This is a genomic window from Vibrio galatheae (assembly GCF_000967545.1).
GTDB lineage: Bacteria > Pseudomonadota > Gammaproteobacteria > Enterobacterales > Vibrionaceae > Vibrio > Vibrio galatheae.
In genome coordinates, this window is record NZ_JXXV01000011.1 from 1 (window position 1) to 16,636 (window position 16,636).

Consider the following 16,636-nt stretch of genomic DNA (forward strand, 5'->3'; position numbering starts at 1 on the left):
GGACATCGCCAGGCTTTAATTACCGTTACTTTTTTTACAGGTAACAAACATCATCAGTGTACTAATCTGATGATGACAATTTGTGGAGAGATGGCTGAGTGGTTGAAAGCACCGGTCTTGAAAACCGGCATACGTTAATAGCGTATCTAGGGTTCAAATCCCTATCTCTCCGCCACATTGAGAAGCCTCGCTAGAAATAGCGAGGCTTTTTTCGTATCTAGTCTATCTGACTGAATCTACAGTTGCCTGTATTGCATCTCTCATTACACATTGAATCCTAGATACAAAAAAGCCGACGCTCAGGCGTCGGCTCCAATGGTCTGCATTCCTTGATTGGGTGCGCTTTGCGGCTATATCGCGTAATACCAATCTGGAAAATTAACTGGTCAGGTCTATCCATCTTCTCGAACACATCTGTCTGACTCTGGCCGAGCATTCCAAGAAACTATTCCAAGCCCTTCTTCAAGGAATGTTTGTACCCATTTATTCACACTCGTTCTGCTTACCTTGAGGAACTTAGCAATTTGGTTCCGAGAGTAACCATCTTTAAAATGGGCCAATGCGAGCAATCGCATCTTCATTTGAATAGATTTTTGTTGGCTAGCAAGTTTTTTGAAATCAATGTTATTGAGACTGTCCATAGCGTCATTTATCACGAAGATGTAGCAGCCTCAATTAGATCATATTTTTACTCAGATTGGTATAATACCTGTTTTTTCTAAACGAAATATCTAAGCCATTGATTAGTGTCTGGCGATTCTGATCTTGAGAAAGTCCTGCCTGAGGTGCTGCTATCATATTCAAAAGATAGTGTAATGCCTTCAACCGCAGGGTCATCAGTATTGATGCATGCTACAACGCCATGATCTAGAAAATTGTGTCAATGGATGGTCTGTAAGTGACTTTACAGAACCGATCTGTATTTGGTAGCAAAAGTGCGCTTTATGATGCGACGAAAAGTCTTTCATAGCTTCTTGTAGAGCGTCGACGTCGACCACGGCTTCATCGACGGGAATTTATGTTTGATTGCCATGTAGCAAGCAGAAAAGAGCTGCTCGGCAATAATCAATCTGTGCTTTAAATAGAGAACTCTTGCTCGTCACGCAACTTTATTTCATGCTCACCAAATTTGTTGGCCACTCTTCAAATGGAACAGGTCTGCTGTATAGGAAACCTTGGCCTAGTGGACAGTTTAGTTTGGCTAGCATTTTTGCTTGTTCGTCAGTTTCAATCCCCTCAGCAATCAAGGAGACTTTCATGCCTTTAGTCATATTAACGATGGCCGCCACGATTGAGGTATCGAGATCCTCTGGGTTGAGATTATTGACGAAAGTACGATCAATCTTCAGACAGTTAAATGGCAGTTTATGCAAGTAGGCAAGGGAGCTATAACCGGTACCAAAGTCATCAATGGCAATATGAACGCCAAGATCACGGATAGCTTGCATGTTTTGGATCGTTACGCGGTCGTTGTCGACAATACGTGATTCAGTAATCTCCAGCGTAAGGTTGTTAGCATTTAACGTCGACTGTTGCAGAACTCTTTGTAAAGTGGAGATAAAGTCAGGCTGAGACAACTGATTCACTGACAGGTTAACATGCATATGGAAAGCGCTATTCCATTTACCTTCTTTCATACCTTTGACTGTGTCGTTACAGGCTTGCAGAAGAATTTGTTCGCCGATAGCGCCAATAAGGCCACTTTCTTCCGCGATAGGAATAAAATCCATCGGTGAAACTAATCCTGCTGATGGAGATAGCCAGCGAGCCAGTGCTTCTGCCCCGACAACTTCGCCAGTTTTAAGATCAACAAGAGGCTGGTAGAAAGGCACAAATTCGTTGTGCTCCAATGCATCTTTGATCTTCGCTTGCATTAAGGTTCGATTACGTGAAATGTCGGCCATTTCTGGTCGATAGTGGCTGATGTTAGTGACATCTTGTTTGGCGTTACTCAGCGCGATACTGCCATTTCTTAACCACAAGGTCATGTTTTCGTCTGGGCCGTTTTCTACGATGCCAACAGACGCACTGACTACCACACTCTCTTGTTCAATGACAAAAGGTGCAGCAAAGGCCTTTAGTACTCTGTTCGCCGTTTCTAGAGACGTCTCGTCACTCTGCTCTGCTGGCATGTAGATAGCGAACTCATCCCCGCCAATTCTAGCGAGATAGTAATCACCGCTAAATACAGATTTTAACCGTTGAGAAATGGCAACTAGCAGTTGGTCTCCTTGGTAGTGACCAATACTGTCATTGATGTCTCGGAATTTGTTGATGCCAACCAACATCAAAGAACCGTTGAGGATAGGTAGTTTATCACAGGTATCAATGAGCCCTTCACGGCTATAAAGCTTAGTCAGTGAGTCATAAAGCAGCTGTGAGCGTAACGCGCGGAAGGAAACCTTGAGGTTATTGGCCATTTCATTGAAAGCATAGACCAGCATCGTCGTTTCGTAGATGTTTCCAGGTTTGGGCATGTGGCTGTCCCAATCCCCTTTGGCTAAGCGCTTAGCCGCTGAAACGGTTGATGTGATCGGCGCTACAATATGGTTGAACGCGACTAAGCCTAACCCTATGCCTAAAAAGCTCGCGATGATACCAATGATCCAGCTATTACGCTGGCTTTCAGGCAACTTGCCAAGTAGATGAGTGTCTGAAATGGCCACGCCGATATACCATTGCAAGCCATACTCGTCGATGTAAGGTGTAAAGTGATTGAAGTAGCGCTCACCTTCTATATCGAGCTGGTATCTTTGCGGTTCATTTTGGAGATGAAAGTCGTGTGATGAGAAGTAGTCCGCGTTGGCCTTGATGACTGGATTTGCACTTTCTGTTGCTAATAGTCTGTCGCCTTTTTCACTTTGTGGCGTCCCCCAAGAGACAATTTTTCCACCTGTTGATTGCGCAACAATGCGGCTTTTATCGTCCACGATGTAGATCACTGCATTGGTTTGTTCCTGCTGATTTTTTAGAAAGGTATTAAAGGTATCGATCTTGATATCAGTAACAACCACACCTTGAAAAGCGTCGGCATAAAACACAGGCGTTAATGCGGAAAGCGTTATTTCTTGTCTTTCATCGGCATTAGCGTAAATCGATGACCACATCGGTGTTAAACTTTTCGCTACTGGCGCGTACCATGGTCGAACACGTGGGTCATATTGCTCAAACACAGAGCGTATATCTTGGCTGATTGTTTGACCGCGATAAATGACCAGTTTTCCCTGAGTGCGGTTATCTTGAACCATTAAGGTGTAATCGTTGTTGGGCTCTTTGCGAAAGCCGACGTACTCAGCACTTTCACCACCAAAGCCAATCACATCCAGTTGAGGTAAGTTGTGGTACAGGTTCTTAAAAGAAGTTCTGAGATACTGTTCGATGTTGCTGGTATCGTTGGGAGTATAGAGGTGATTAAAGCCGATAGAATGGCTTAAATTGAGGCTGGCTTGAAAAGGGTCGTTAAGAAAGCTGTGCAGTACTAGATTGACATTATCGGTTAATGCGGTGAGTTGTTTGTCACTAACATCCCTAACCATCTCCTCGTAGCTATTTTTTTGTACCGTGACGATAACACCAATAGTGATTATAAAAATCATCACGAAAGGCATTACTACTGCGGTTCTGAGTGTAATTTGGGTGGTCGCTGACATCCGTGCTCTTCTGTTAATCCATTACTTTGTAACTATTCCATTACTAAATGCTAGCGAGTCTATTGATAAAAAGCTAGGTGATTTATCGTTATTATTCAGTCGAATAAGTTAACTGTGTTGCCTAAATCACCTCGGTTTCAATTAAGTTGTGACATCCCTTCCAGTGTTAATAAAGCTCTTTGAGCTTACGTGTTAGAGTATTCCGTCCCCAACCTAGTACTTTTGCTGCATCTTGCTTATGCCCATTAGTGTACTCCAATGCTGCTTCCAAAAGTATACGTTCAAATTCAGGAAGTGCATAAGATAGCAGCTCGGTATCTCCTTGCGATAGCGAACTTCTTGCCCAAGTTGCCAGTTGTTGTTGCCAAGAGCTGGACGACGAGGTCGCGTTGCGCGTCTTATCTTCTAACAGTTCTGTGGGAAGATCGGCGGGAAGTACTTCTGTACCGCTTGCCATAACCGTTAGCCAGCGACAGATATTTTCTAATTGACGAACGTTGCCTGGCCACTCAAGACGATTGAGTGTGTCCACCGTACTTGGATGCAAGGTTTTAACATCGACACCAAGTTCTTCGGCAGCGAGTGCCAAGAAATGCAGCGTCAGCTTCTCAATGTCTTGCTTACGCTCTCGTAGGGCTGGAATCTGAATACGAATAACGTTGAGGCGGTGGAATAAGTCTTCACGAAAATCGCCTTTATGAACCAGTTTTTCTAGGTTTTGGTGTGTCGCTGCAACAATTCGAACATCGACTTTGATCGGTGAATGGCCACCCACTCGGTAAAACTGACCATCCGCGAGTACTCGCAGTAGACGAGTCTGAATATCCAGCGGCATATCACCGATCTCATCTAGAAATAGTGTGCCTCCGTTGGCCTGTTCGAATCGACCCTGACGGATGTTATTTGCGCCAGTAAATGCCCCTTTCTCATGACCAAAAAGCTCAGATTCAATTAAGTCTTTAGGAATCGCCGCCATATTAAGTGCAATGAAAGGGTTACTCGCGCGCGGGCTATGGCGATGAAGCGCGTGTGCGACTAACTCTTTACCCGTACCTGACTCACCATTGATCAGTACAGAGATCGAAGAGCGTGACAAACGTCCGATAGCACGAAACACTTCCTGCATAGCGGGTGCTTCGCCAATAATTTCTGGAGGAGTGTAGCTATCGTCCGATAATGATGCCTGTTCCTGCTTTTGTTCATGACGGTGGGTGATCGCCCGCTCGACGAGCGTTAATGTTTCGTCAACATCAAATGGTTTAGGCAAATACTCAAACGCCCCTTTTTGATAGGCGTTGACGGCCGCGTCGAGATCCGAGTGAGCCGTCATGATGATCACGGGTAACTCAGGTGAGCGTTCATGGACTTGCTTAAGAAGTTCAATCCCATCAATGCCAGGCATGCGGATATCTGAAACGAGTACGTCTGGTGTTTCTCGTTCAAGGGCCATCAACACGCTCTCAGCGTCGGCAAAGGTTTCGCATTTGATATTGGCTGAAGAGAGCGTTTTCTCCATCACCCATCGGATGGAGCTGTCGTCATCGACTACCCAGACATATCCTTTACTCATATTGTTTTCCTTACAGCAATGCGACTAAATGTGGTTTAAATTGGTAAATAAATGGTAAATGTTGTTCTTCCTGGCCAGCTCTCGACATCAATTTTACCTTGATGCTGATCGATCAGGTTTTGTGCGATTGACAACCCCAACCCCGTGCCGCCTTCTCGCCCACTGACCATGGGATAAAATAAAGTGTCTTGTAATTCGCCCGGAATGCCCGGACCGTTATCTATAATTTCAATCCGAGCCGCGAGTTTACAGCGCTGACCATGTATGTTGGCTTGATGCACTGTTCTGGTGCGAATGGTTATTTGTGGGTTCGCTTGATTTATGAGGATGTGCCCGGCATTGCTGACAATGTTTAGCAGGGCCTGCTCAATCTGATCGGAATCCATTAAGATGTCCGGCAAGCTGGGATCATAGTCTCTTTCAATACTGACGCTTTGGTTGACTTCGAGATCAACCAGTTGGCGTACCTTTTCAATAATTAAATGCAGATTCGCTGGACGTTTCTTTCCGGGCTTCTGTGGCCCTAACAGCCGGTCGACTAAAGCGCGTAATCTATCGGCTTGCTCGATGATGATTTGGGTATACTCAGCAAGATTGGGATCGGGGAGTGTACGTTCAAGCAATTGTGCTGCCCCTCTCAACCCTCCAAGAGGGTTTTTTATTTCATGAGCAAGGCCACGGACTAAAAGCTTAGCGGCCTGTTGCTGCGCATGTTGATTGAGCTCCTGGGAAAGCCTGCGTTGTTGACCTATCTTTCGCATTTCAACCAGTAACATCAACTCTCTGTTCCACGAAATTGGACTGACCGTCACCTCAAGCATTAACGGCTTATTATCAACGACAAAAGTGACGTCGCTATCGGTAATGCTTTGACCACTCTGAAGTGGTTGAGATAGCAAAGCGAGATCCATTGACGCATGTTGAATTAGGTGAGAGAGCGGATTGTCGACGATACGTTTAGCGCTTTGTGAAAACAGTTGCTCAGCCGCAGGATTGGCGTATTTGACCTGAAGCGACTCGTTCATGATTAAAATCGCGGTCACTTGGTGATTTAAAATAATATTGTTGAGTTCGCTATCCACTGCTTTGCCCCATCCTTGAACTTGATTTGTGCAATGCACCAAAGTGGTGCGTCGTGTATTCAAGTATGGCGCATTGAATGTGAGAACTGAAGTGAAAACGAGCGAAACTCCTAGGAATTTGGTTATTGTTTCACTGAATTGATCGTTGCTCGCAGTAAATGCACCGTTATAGGTTGAGATAATGCAATAAGCTTGCCGTCTCTAACTACTTGAATGGTAAATGAGTGGGTGCCTCGATCAAGGTTAAAAAGCGGCCAGCTTGGTTCGCGAGTTTCAGGGCCATACGCTGTGTTATCCACCATGAGTTGCAGCATCTCCTGCTTCGCTAAATCACGACTCAACTGAGCTGATATAGTCAGTTGTCCAGAGTTGCTTCTTATTGCCTGGCCGTGCTGCGGAGAGTGGATATGCACTGTGAGAGGGCTGAGTTGCTCTACTGACTGTGTTTGTGAGCTGTCTATCTGTTTGTTTGGGGTTAGAGAGGAAGTTGGCTCAATGCTCTGCAATTGTACTTCTGTCGCTGACGTATCTTGCTCACTGTCACTAAAGTGCCGTACACCTTCTGCATCTTGCCAAGTGTAGATAGCTTGAGCAGTAGAAAAAGGCACATAGAGAGTAATGAGCCACAATACAATGCAAAGGTTATTCATACAGTGCCGCTAAGTCAGTAAAAGGTTAATGCTAACAAAGCTTTGTGGTGCTTAGACAATAAAAAGGCCCACCTGCGAGGTGAGCCTTGGTTTTATGTAACTCGACGCGTTATCGCGTACTAGAGCTGATTATACAGAGTAGTACAATTCAAATTCTAGTGGGTGAGTTGCCATGTTAACGCGTTGTACATCTTGAGATTTCAGTGCGATGTAAGAATCGATGAAGTCATCTGAGAAAACGCCGCCAGATGTTAGGAACTCACGGTCTGCGTCTAGTTCAGCTAGTGCGCCTTGTAGAGATTCTGCAACTGTTGGGATTTCTGCTGCTTCTTCTGCTGGTAGGTCGTACAAGTCTTTATCCATTGCTTCGCCTGGGTGGATCTTGTTCTTAATACCGTCAAGACCCGCCATTAGCATTGCTGCGAATGCTAGGTATGGGTTCGCTGCTGGATCACCGAAACGAACTTCGATACGGCGTGCTTTCGGGCTTGGTACCACAGGGATACGGATAGAAGCAGAACGGTTACGTGCAGAGTAAGCAAGCATAACTGGCGCTTCGAAGCCTGGTACAAGACGCTTGTACGAGTTGGTTGATGGGTTAGCAAATGCGTTGATTGCGCGAGCGTGCTTGATGATACCGCCGATGTAGTAAAGTGCAGTTTCAGATAGACCGCCATACTTGTCACCAGCAAATAGGTTAACACCGTCTTTTGCTAGAGATTGGTGAACGTGCATACCGCTGCCGTTGTCGCCAACAAGTGGTTTAGGCATGAAAGTTGCTGTTTTACCGAATGCATGTGCAACGTTGTGAACAACGTACTTGTAGATTTGAATTTCGTCAGCTTTGGTTGTTAGCGTGTTGAAGCGAGTTGCGATTTCGTTCTGACCTGCAGTTGCAACTTCATGGTGGTGAGCTTCAACTACTAGACCCATTTCTTCCATGATAAGACACATAGCGCTGCGGATGTCTTGAGATGAGTCAACTGGTGCTACTGGGAAGTAACCGCCTTTAACACCTGGACGGTGACCTTTGTTACCTTCTTCGTAATCTGAACCTGTGTTCCATGCTGCTTCTACGTCGTCGATTTTGAAGAAAGAACCAGACATGTCAGTCGAGAACTTAACATCATCGAATAGGAAGAATTCTGGCTCAGGACCGATAAGTACAGTGTCTGCAATACCAGTAGAACGCATGTAATCTTCAGCGCGTTTTGCGATAGAACGTGGGTCGCGATCGTAGCCTTGCATAGTTGCAGGCTCTAGGATGTCACAACGAACGTTTAGCGTTGCGTCTTCCGTGAATGGGTCAAGCACAGCTGATGATGCATCTGGCATCATTACCATGTCTGATTCGTTGATACCTTTCCAGCCAGCAACTGATGAACCGTCAAACATTTTACCTTCTTCGAAGAAGTCTGCGTCGATTTGGTGAGCAGGGATAGAGATATGCTGCTCTTTACCTTTAGTGTCGGTGAAGCGTAGGTCAACAAACTTAACTTCGTTTTCTTGGATCAGAGATAGAACGTTTTCTACTGACATCTTGGATAACCTCCAGTGTTATTAAAGCGGTGTTAGCTTGATTCGGTTAGTGAAATCTAGCATTGATTAATTTCATTTCAATCGTATTAATCGATGCTCATTTCATTAAAGCCAAAACTGTGCCAAAAAAATTAATCCATTAATTTCAATAAATTAGCCAATTTAGTTTTAAATTGGTGCATCGCTTTGCACCAAAATGATCTTTTGTTGCACTGTTTTGGTGCTCTCGTGTTTGATTGCACCAAGATACAACAAAATCGCTATTCATTCAGCCGAGTTTTTCCACTGATGTCAATGGGGATTTACCTTTACTCGGAGTGAGTTTGCGTTTCATCAATAAAATATCTTGGCAAATGGAGCGAATCAGATCACATATTTCTGGGTTTTTCGCCAGAATCTGGTACATTATGGCCGTTTTTTTAATCAAGTAAGCGCGCTTCTTAATTGAGCTATATTAAGAGGCGTGTTTCTCATATTCGAGTGAATCAAATCCATGGCTACTCCACAGATTGATAAATTAAGAAATATCGCGATCATCGCGCACGTTGACCACGGTAAAACAACACTGGTTGATAAACTACTACAGCAATCAGGTACTTTAGAGTCTCGCGGTGAAGCTGAAGAGCGAGTCATGGACTCGAACGACATCGAGAAAGAGCGTGGCATTACCATTCTTGCGAAAAACACTGCAATTAACTGGAATGACTACCGTATCAACATCGTAGATACTCCGGGACACGCGGACTTCGGTGGTGAAGTAGAACGTATCATGTCGATGGTAGACTCAGTGCTACTTATCGTTGACGCGGTTGATGGCCCAATGCCACAAACACGCTTTGTAACGCAAAAAGCCTTTGCTCATGGCCTTAAGCCAATCGTTGTCATCAACAAAATTGACCGTCCGGGTGCTCGTCCTGACTGGGTTATGGATCAAGTATTCGACCTATTCGACAACCTAGGCGCAACGGACGAACAGCTAGACTTTAAAGTGGTTTACGCTTCTGCACTAAACGGTTGGGCAACGCTTGAAGAAGGCGAAACTGGCGAAGACATGGAACCACTATTCCAGACAATCGTTGATGTTGTTGATGCGCCAGATGTTGACCTTGACGGTCCACTTCAGATGCAGGTTTCTCAGCTAGACTACAGCTCTTACGTGGGTGTTATTGGTGTAGCTCGTGTTACTCGTGGTAGCGTGAAGCCAAACCAACAAGTAACGATCATTGGTGCTGACGGTAAAACCCGCAACGGTAAAGTCGGCACAGTCATGGGCTACTTAGGTCTAGAGCGTCACGATGTAGCGCAAGCAAACGCGGGTGATATCATTGCCATTACAGGTCTAGGCGAGCTGAAAATTTCTGACACCATCTGTGCACAAAACGCAGTAGAAGCGCTACCTGCACTGTCAGTTGATGAACCAACCGTTACTATGACGTTCCAAGTAAACACTTCTCCATTCGCGGGTAAAGAAGGTAAGTTCGTTACTTCACGTAACATCCTTGAGCGTTTAGAGAAGGAATTGGTACACAACGTTGCGCTACGCGTTGAGCAAACAGACGATCCAGACAAATTCCGCGTATCAGGCCGTGGTGAACTTCACCTATCTATCCTGATCGAAAACATGCGTCGTGAAGGCTTTGAGCTAGCGGTATCTCGTCCTGAAGTTATCATCAAAGAAGAAGATGGTCAGTTGATGGAACCGTTTGAAACCGTAACTATCGACGTTCAAGAAGAGCACCAAGGCGGCATCATGGAGAACATCGGTTTACGTAAAGGTGAACTGAAAGATATGTCTCCAGACGGCAAAGGCCGTGTACGTATGGACTTCATCATGCCATCTCGTGGCCTGATCGGCTTCCAAACTGAGTTTATGACGCTGACTTCAGGTTCTGGTCTTCTTTACCATACATTTGATCACTACGGTCCTCATAAAGGCGGTAACATCGGTCAACGTATCAATGGTGTATTGATTGCTAACGCTGCGGGTAAAGCACTAACCAACGCACTGTTTAATCTTCAAGAGCGTGGTCGTCTATTTATCGGTCACGGTGTTGAAGTGTACGAAGGTATGGTTATTGGTATTCACAGTCGCGACAACGACCTAACAGTAAACGCACTGAAAGGTAAGCAGCTAACCAACGTTCGTGCATCTGGTACTGATGACGCGCAGGTACTGACTCCGCCAATCAAGATGACACTTGAGCAAGCGTTAGAGTTCATTGATGATGACGAACTAGTAGAAGTAACGCCTGAAAGCATCCGTATTCGTAAGAAGTTCCTAACGGAAAGCGATCGTAAGCGTGAAGCACGTAACGCTAAGTAATATTACTTAGTTGTTAAATCAATTAAAGCCCTGAGTTGAAGCCAACTTGGGGCTTTTTGTTTAGGCGGAACCAAGAAAATGAAGCCAATCGTGATTACCGGTGGCCCTGGCGCAGGAAAAACGACGTTACTTAAGGCATTAGGCGAACAAGGCTATGCCACTTTTACTGAAGGTTCGCGTTCTTTGATAGAACAGCAAAGTCAATTGGACAATGGCATCTTGCCGTGGAACAACCTACCAGCGTTCGCTAAGTTATGTCTCAACTTAATGTGCGAACAGAAGCGTGACGCGCTGAACAACGATGTTGCTTTTGTTGATCGCGCAATTCCGGACATCGTGGCTTATCTGAAAGTTGGTGGTTGTAACGTTGAACCAGCATTCGTAACTGAAAGCGCTGGGTATCATAGTCAGGTGTTCACTTGCCGACCTGAAGCTGCGATTTATGTTGAGGATGAAGTGCGTCCCCACAGCTTTGAAGAAGCATTGCATATTCATCAGGTGCTTGTTGATACCTACGTTGAGCTGGGTTATGAGGTCGTTGAAGTACCTTGGGCAAGTGTCGATGAGAGAGTGGCGTTTGTTCGCCAAGTAATGGCCTTAGATCTTGAGGTGACGAACTAACACCTCCTCACAGGGAGGAGGTTAAAGGGCCCTACTTTTGATTAAGCTGCTCAAGGAACTTGTCAGACTCCGCAATCGCAGCGTTCATCTGCTGGATCGCATACTGGATGTCTTGCTCTAAGCTCATAAACTCTCCTTGCAAAGAGCCGATCGCACTCGCATTGAGGTTGTGTTTAAGATAAAGAGTGTTGTCACGCAGCGTATTCAGTACTGGCGTCATTTTATCTTCAGCACGCTTCATGGCCGCTAGCATAGTATTGTATGAGCGTTTGGTTTCTTTTAGTTTCACTTCGCTGGCGCGTTTCAGCTTACTGCTGGTGTAGAGTTCCAGTTCGTCTTGCCACTCTTTAAACAGTGCATCTGATACATCTTCGATAGCCGCAATTCGATCGCTAACTTCTTGCGCTGCTTGTTCGCTGTCTTGATACTTGTCGTTGATCTGGTTGTAGACCGATTCTAGCTCACCTCCGTCGAAGTTGGTTAGCACAGAAAGGGCTTCAAGCGCGCTGGTAAACTCTTGTTGCGCGTCTTGCTGCGATTGTTTGGCGTCTTCAACGCGATCCACCATGATGTCACGTTTATGGTAGCCTACCTGTTCCATTGCAGAGTAATAGGCAGATTGACACCCCGTTAGGGTAAAAATCGACATTACAATAGCCAGTAAGTACGGCATGATGGTTCCCTTTCCTTTAGAATTAGATTGTTAGGATGACCGAGTTGCTAGGGAGTTACAAGTTGAAAATCGAGCCTTTGATCAAGCAAATTGTGTTGTTTGCACGCTACCTGCTGACTAGGATGGGTCATGATAGAGTTAACGTCAACGCAGGCTATCTCGCCTACATTACCTTATTGTCGATAGTGCCAATGCTAACGGTGTTACTGTCGGTGTTATCCTCTTTCTCAATTTTCGAAAACGCGGGCACAGCGTTGCAGGATTTTGCCATCACCCACTTTGTTCCTGCTGCGGGAGATACCGTCAAAGGCGCTTTATTGGAGTTTGTCGCCAATACCGGAAAAATGAGTGCGGTTGGCGGTGGTTTTCTCTTTGTTGCTGCGTTACTGCTGATCTCTAACATCGACAAGAACCTCAACTATATTTGGCGAGTGACTCAAAAGCGTCGCGTTGTGTTTTCATTTTCAATGTATTGGATGGTGCTCACGCTTGGGCCAATACTCGTTGGGGCGAGTATCGCGGCAACGTCTTATGTCACGTCGTTAAAAATACTTGAGAGCGAGGCCATTTCGGGCGCTTTTAACCTCCTGCTACGTTGGTTGCCTTTCTTGCTCTCTTTCTTTGCTTTTGTTGGATTGTATCTGCTGGTGCCAAACAAGAAAGTTCGCTTTAGCCACGCTGTCATTGGTGCAACAGTCGCGGCGTTATTGTTTGAGGCGAGTAAGAAAGGTTTTGCCCTTTATATCACCGAATTTCCATCCTATCAGTTGATATATGGCGCTTTGGCGGCAATTCCAATTTTATTCGTTTGGGTCTACTTATGTTGGCTGATTGTGCTGATCGGTGCCGAGGTTACCGCAGCACTCGGCGAGAGAGACCAGTGGAGTGAGTTGTCAGACATGCTAAACTCACCCAACAGTGAGATTAAGCAATTGAAAGGAAAAGACAGTGATAGCACTGATCCAGAGAGTGAGTGAGGCTGCCGTCCGCGTAGAAGGTGAAATCGTCGGAGAGATCGGCCAAGGTTTGTTGGTGCTATTAGGCGTAGAAAAAGACGATGATGAAGCAAAAGCAAAACGTCTTGTTGAACGCGTTACAACTTATCGTGTGTTTGGTGATGCTGACGATAAGATGAACCTCAATGTGCAGCAGGTCGACGGCAAAGTGCTGGTGGTTTCCCAGTTCACCTTGCCAGCGGACACCAAGAAAGGAACACGTGCAGGGTTTTCTCGTGGTGCGCATCCCGCCGATGCTGAGCGCTTATATGAGTATTTTTCTGACCGTTGTGCAGAAGTGTTACCTACTGAGCGTGGGCGTTTTGCAGCGGATATGAAAGTATCGTTAGTGAATGACGGCCCCGTGACCTTCTGGTTGCAAGTATAATAGTACCAAGCAGAATAAATATCTGGTCATTCTTGCTGGTTAAAATCGCTGATAGCATCGTTATAGATTTTGTGGGTAGGACAACTAGCTCGCTGCAATCTATGCCTTGCTCTAAGCGATTTTTCCTGCGCAATTATCTAATCACCTATTTATCCCGATTGGTATAAGTTGAGTAGCGAGGCGATTTCGTCTCGATAAAAGGATTTTTATGTTTAAGCTGATCACGCCCAAAACCGACAACCAACTTAATAAGTACTACCACTTTCGTTGGCAGATGCTGCGTGAGCCATGGCGCATGCCGATTGGTTCCGAGCGCGACGAATATGACTCTATGAGCCACCATCGAATGATTGTCGATGGTCGTGGTAGGCCGATGGCGATCGGCCGTTTGTATATTACCCCAGATAGCGAAGGCCAGATCCGCTACATGGCAGTAAAAGGTTCCCGACGCAGTAAAGGGATGGGCTCGTTGGTGCTGGTCGCTCTAGAGTCTTTGGCTCGCCAAGAAGGAGCAAAGCGTTTGGTGTGTAACGCGCGCGAAGATGCGATTTCCTTCTATGAGAAAAATGGTTTCGAGCGCCGTGGTGAATTGACCGATGAACGTGGCCCGGTGAGACACCAGCAGATGGTGAAACACCTTGACCCAATGGCAAATGTATTGCGCAACCCCGAATGGTGTACTGAGCTGCAAGAGCGCTGGGAACATCAGATCCCTATCAGCGACAAAATGGGCATTAAGATCAATCAATACACTGGCTACCAGTTTGAATGTGGTGCGCAGCTCAACCCTAACTTAAACCCACACAACACCATGTTTGCCGGTTCAGCTTTTACGCTGGCGACCTTAACGGGCTGGGGGATGACGTGGTTGTTGATGAAAGAGCGCGGTTTGAGTGGCGATATTGTGTTAGCCGACAGTCGCATTCGTTACCGCCATCCGGTGACGCAAAATCCCGTTGCGTCGACCTCTCTTGATGGTATTAGCGGTGACTTAGATCGTTTGGCTTCAGGGCGCAAGGCGCGCATTGTTATTCATGTCACCATTTATAGTGGTGATCAGGCCGCGGTTGAGTTTATTGGCACCTATATGCTCATTCCTGACTATCAGTCAGTCATTGAAGAGTCTTAATCGTTAGAGATAGATTCTGGCTCCGTTTGTGAGGTTGCCTGCGAACCTGATTTGTTTGAGCAGGTCTGTTTGATCACATTGGCACCATTAATCATATCTGACCATAGCTCAACGCACTCTTGCTGAGATTTAAGCAGCAAGGTAGCAAATTGAGGTTTGGTTAAATCCACGCCACCTGCAAGCTGAGACTGACCATCGGGACTGGTCAAGGTGATTCGCCCACGGTCAGCGGTAATCTCTATCGGGCCTATGGCTAAGGCTTGGCTAAAACTGGTCTCGCCATCGACGCTACTTGCTTCAAGTGTCGCATGATGGATGTTGCCCGTCACGGCTCCGCTGAGGCTGTGTGACAGCATAGAGTAATCACCCGATAGGCCATTTAAACGGACGTCTATTTCCGCCAGGCCTGAGAGTGAAAACGGTAGGTTTTGCTCAATAAAGTAGTGCTCAAGCGGCAGGCCATCGGCGTGCAGTGTTAACACCCAAGGTGAGCTTAGCGTCGCTCGATCCCAATAACCTGACGCCTCGATATAACCTTGCTCTAGCGGAATAAAGGCGCGCTCTAAGACCAACTTTTGCTTTGTAGCATGTGCGGTCAGATGGGCCTGGGTAGTGATGAGCTTATCTATGTTGGCGATATTGGCACTGACATCCAATTTACCGGCCAATAGCCCAGATTTACTTTGCTCGATCAAGGTTAGATCTGTGCCTTCGACGGTTAGACCAGAAACCTGCCAGTATGGCTTCTTCTCGACTTGAATTAGCTGGGTATTGTCGATTTCTAGCTGCTCAATAGTCAGCGCGTCGAGAGTGCTGAGCATAGCGGTTAAATCCGGAATGATCTGCGCGGTTTGCTCGAGCCATTTAACCCCACGAATTTTCAACATAGACAGAGCGATAGCCTGCGGCGACACCTCGCCTTGAAGTTGGATGCGGCCCTGTTTGAAATCGGTATCAAACTCTTCAATCGTGAGGGTGTGGTTGTCGAGCGCGAATTGCGCAGTGGGAGACAAAAGTTGCAGTTCACCATAACGGATACTTTCTGCATCGAATGAAGCATAGCCTGCTTGCTGCTGCCAAGTAGATTGGTTGAGATTGAGGTTCTCTAACGAGGCGTCTAAATGCTCAAAGCGCCATCGACCATAATTGAACGAGCTGCTGAGGATATCTAAACTGTTAATATGAAAAATAGGCAGATCAAGATTGTGCAAGGTCGCGCTGAGCTGCTCTATTTGCGAAGATTGTGGCAAGGTAAGTTGATCTATAGTGACATTAACCAGTGACCACCCCTGAGGGTATTGCTCTGCCTGACCGGAAATAGTGGCACCACGCCAATGAAACGAACTGCCAAAAATAGTGCTGTTATTCTCTTGATAGCGAGCATCCACTAACACTTTGTTCAGCGCCTCACCTTGCATATATAACTGTTCGATCGAGAGTTGGATATCGCCAAAAGGCAGAGTCTGATCAGCCTTGCTCCACAGCGGGGATTCTATTTGGGCATTCACCCCGCGAGCCGACCATTTTCCCGCATTGATATCGACATGTTTGAGCGCTAGCTGGTGGAGGGTCATCGCGTCGAACAGTGTTGAATTGAGCTCATCTAGATTTATGCTTGCACCTTGAATCAAGATCGAGTCAAAGGACAATTTACCGTTTTGCCAAGGAAGTTGGCTGAGCCATAGATTCAACTTAGGCAGTTGTACGCTGCTCGAACCGTGTTGCAGTTCGACATTACTAAGCTCTAACTGCAAAGGTGGGATGTATTTGCTGTCAGTCGCAGTGATTTTGTAGGGGGTTAGGTTGTCAACGAGCGTAGTGATTACGTTAGGTGCATAGCGGGTTTGCATTAAGGCATACAAAGCCACTATCGATAGAGTGATGGTGCTGACCACTAGCACAGCAAGCAGCAAGAGCGCTTTTTTCACGTTGAATCACTTTCCCTCGTTGATTAGTGCTACTAGCTTGGAACACTTTTACGTTTCAGGCAACAAAAAGCCCCTCAAAAGAGGGGCT

At 46.1% G+C, this 16,636-nt stretch carries 13 protein-coding genes, 1 tRNA gene and 1 pseudogene; 6 read left to right on the forward strand and 9 right to left on the reverse strand.

The annotated features are described in order from the left end of the window. Positions 1 to 84: 84 nt before the first annotated feature. Positions 85 to 175, forward strand: a tRNA-Ser gene (locus TW81_RS04550). A gap of 217 nt (positions 176 to 392) precedes the next feature. Here the strand turns inward: TW81_RS04550 and TW81_RS04555 are convergent. The 7 genes and pseudogenes from TW81_RS04555 to glnA all read right to left on the reverse strand — a co-directional run bounded on the left by TW81_RS04555 (position 393) and on the right by glnA (position 8,491). After that, on the reverse strand, positions 393 to 641 hold the full coding sequence (locus tag TW81_RS04555) for a helix-turn-helix domain-containing protein (protein ID WP_045954547.1): 249 nt from the start codon (positions 639 to 641) through the stop codon (positions 393 to 395). Between the two features lie 34 nt (positions 642 to 675). Next, positions 676 to 911 (reverse strand): annotated as a pseudogene (locus TW81_RS19510) (adenosine deaminase); the annotation flags it as partial. Between the two features lie 198 nt (positions 912 to 1,109). Further along, positions 1,110 to 3,650 (reverse strand): phosphodiesterase GepA, encoded by a 2,541-nt coding sequence (gepA, locus tag TW81_RS04560; RefSeq protein WP_045954548.1) that lies wholly within the window; start codon positions 3,648 to 3,650, stop codon positions 1,110 to 1,112. Positions 3,651 to 3,816: 166 nt separating this feature from the next. Further along, entirely contained in the window at positions 3,817 to 5,220 is a 1,404-nt protein-coding gene (glnG, locus tag TW81_RS04565; RefSeq protein WP_045954549.1) for a nitrogen regulation protein NR(I), read from the reverse strand. A 35-nt stretch (positions 5,221 to 5,255) separates the two neighbouring features. Next, complete coding sequence (gene glnL, locus TW81_RS04570; RefSeq protein ID WP_045954550.1) at positions 5,256 to 6,302, reverse strand: nitrogen regulation protein NR(II); 1,047 nt, start codon at positions 6,300 to 6,302, stop codon at positions 5,256 to 5,258. Positions 6,303 to 6,424: 122 nt separating this feature from the next. Then, positions 6,425 to 6,952, reverse strand: coding sequence for a DUF4124 domain-containing protein (locus TW81_RS04575; protein WP_045954551.1), 528 nt, complete (start codon positions 6,950 to 6,952; stop codon positions 6,425 to 6,427). A 129-nt stretch (positions 6,953 to 7,081) separates the two neighbouring features. After that, positions 7,082 to 8,491 (reverse strand): glutamate--ammonia ligase, encoded by a 1,410-nt coding sequence (gene glnA / locus TW81_RS04580; RefSeq protein WP_045954552.1) that lies wholly within the window; start codon positions 8,489 to 8,491, stop codon positions 7,082 to 7,084. A 493-nt stretch (positions 8,492 to 8,984) separates the two neighbouring features. On the opposite strand from glnA, the gene typA reads away from it, so the two are divergent. Both typA and TW81_RS04590 read left to right on the forward strand, forming a co-directional pair. Continuing rightward, a complete protein-coding gene (typA, locus tag TW81_RS04585; protein ID WP_045954553.1) occupies positions 8,985 to 10,814 on the forward strand; it encodes a translational GTPase TypA in 1,830 nt (609 codons plus the stop codon). 78 nt (positions 10,815 to 10,892) lie between these two features. Continuing rightward, on the forward strand, positions 10,893 to 11,435 hold the full coding sequence (locus TW81_RS04590) for an AAA family ATPase (RefSeq protein ID WP_045954554.1): 543 nt from the start codon (positions 10,893 to 10,895) through the stop codon (positions 11,433 to 11,435). Positions 11,436 to 11,466: 31 nt separating this feature from the next. Here the strand turns inward: TW81_RS04590 and TW81_RS04595 are convergent, their stop codons facing one another. After that, entirely contained in the window at positions 11,467 to 12,108 is a 642-nt protein-coding gene (locus tag TW81_RS04595) for a DUF2959 domain-containing protein (protein ID WP_045954555.1), read from the reverse strand. A 62-nt stretch (positions 12,109 to 12,170) separates the two neighbouring features. On the opposite strand from TW81_RS04595, the gene TW81_RS04600 reads away from it, so the two are divergent. The 3 genes from TW81_RS04600 to TW81_RS04610 all read left to right on the forward strand — a co-directional run bounded on the left by TW81_RS04600 (position 12,171) and on the right by TW81_RS04610 (position 14,620). Next, positions 12,171 to 13,085 carry a virulence factor BrkB family protein gene (locus TW81_RS04600; RefSeq protein WP_045954725.1) on the forward strand — a complete coding sequence of 305 codons (915 nt, stop codon included), beginning with the start codon at positions 12,171 to 12,173 and terminating at the stop codon, positions 13,083 to 13,085. Beyond that, positions 13,057 to 13,491 carry a D-aminoacyl-tRNA deacylase gene (gene dtd, locus TW81_RS04605; protein WP_045954556.1) on the forward strand — a complete coding sequence of 145 codons (435 nt, stop codon included), beginning with the start codon at positions 13,057 to 13,059 and terminating at the stop codon, positions 13,489 to 13,491. Before TW81_RS04600 ends, dtd begins: the two co-directional genes overlap by 29 nt. A gap of 208 nt (positions 13,492 to 13,699) precedes the next feature. Beyond that, positions 13,700 to 14,620, forward strand: coding sequence for a bifunctional GNAT family N-acetyltransferase/hotdog fold thioesterase (locus TW81_RS04610; protein ID WP_045954557.1), 921 nt, complete (start codon positions 13,700 to 13,702; stop codon positions 14,618 to 14,620). On the opposite strand, the gene TW81_RS04615 is transcribed toward TW81_RS04610, so the two are convergent. Beyond that, positions 14,617 to 16,548, reverse strand: a complete 1,932-nt coding sequence (locus TW81_RS04615; RefSeq protein ID WP_045954558.1) for an AsmA family protein — start codon at positions 16,546 to 16,548, stop codon at positions 14,617 to 14,619. The two genes, TW81_RS04610 and TW81_RS04615, sit on opposite strands and share 4 nt — an antisense overlap. Positions 16,549 to 16,636: the final 88 nt, after the last annotated feature.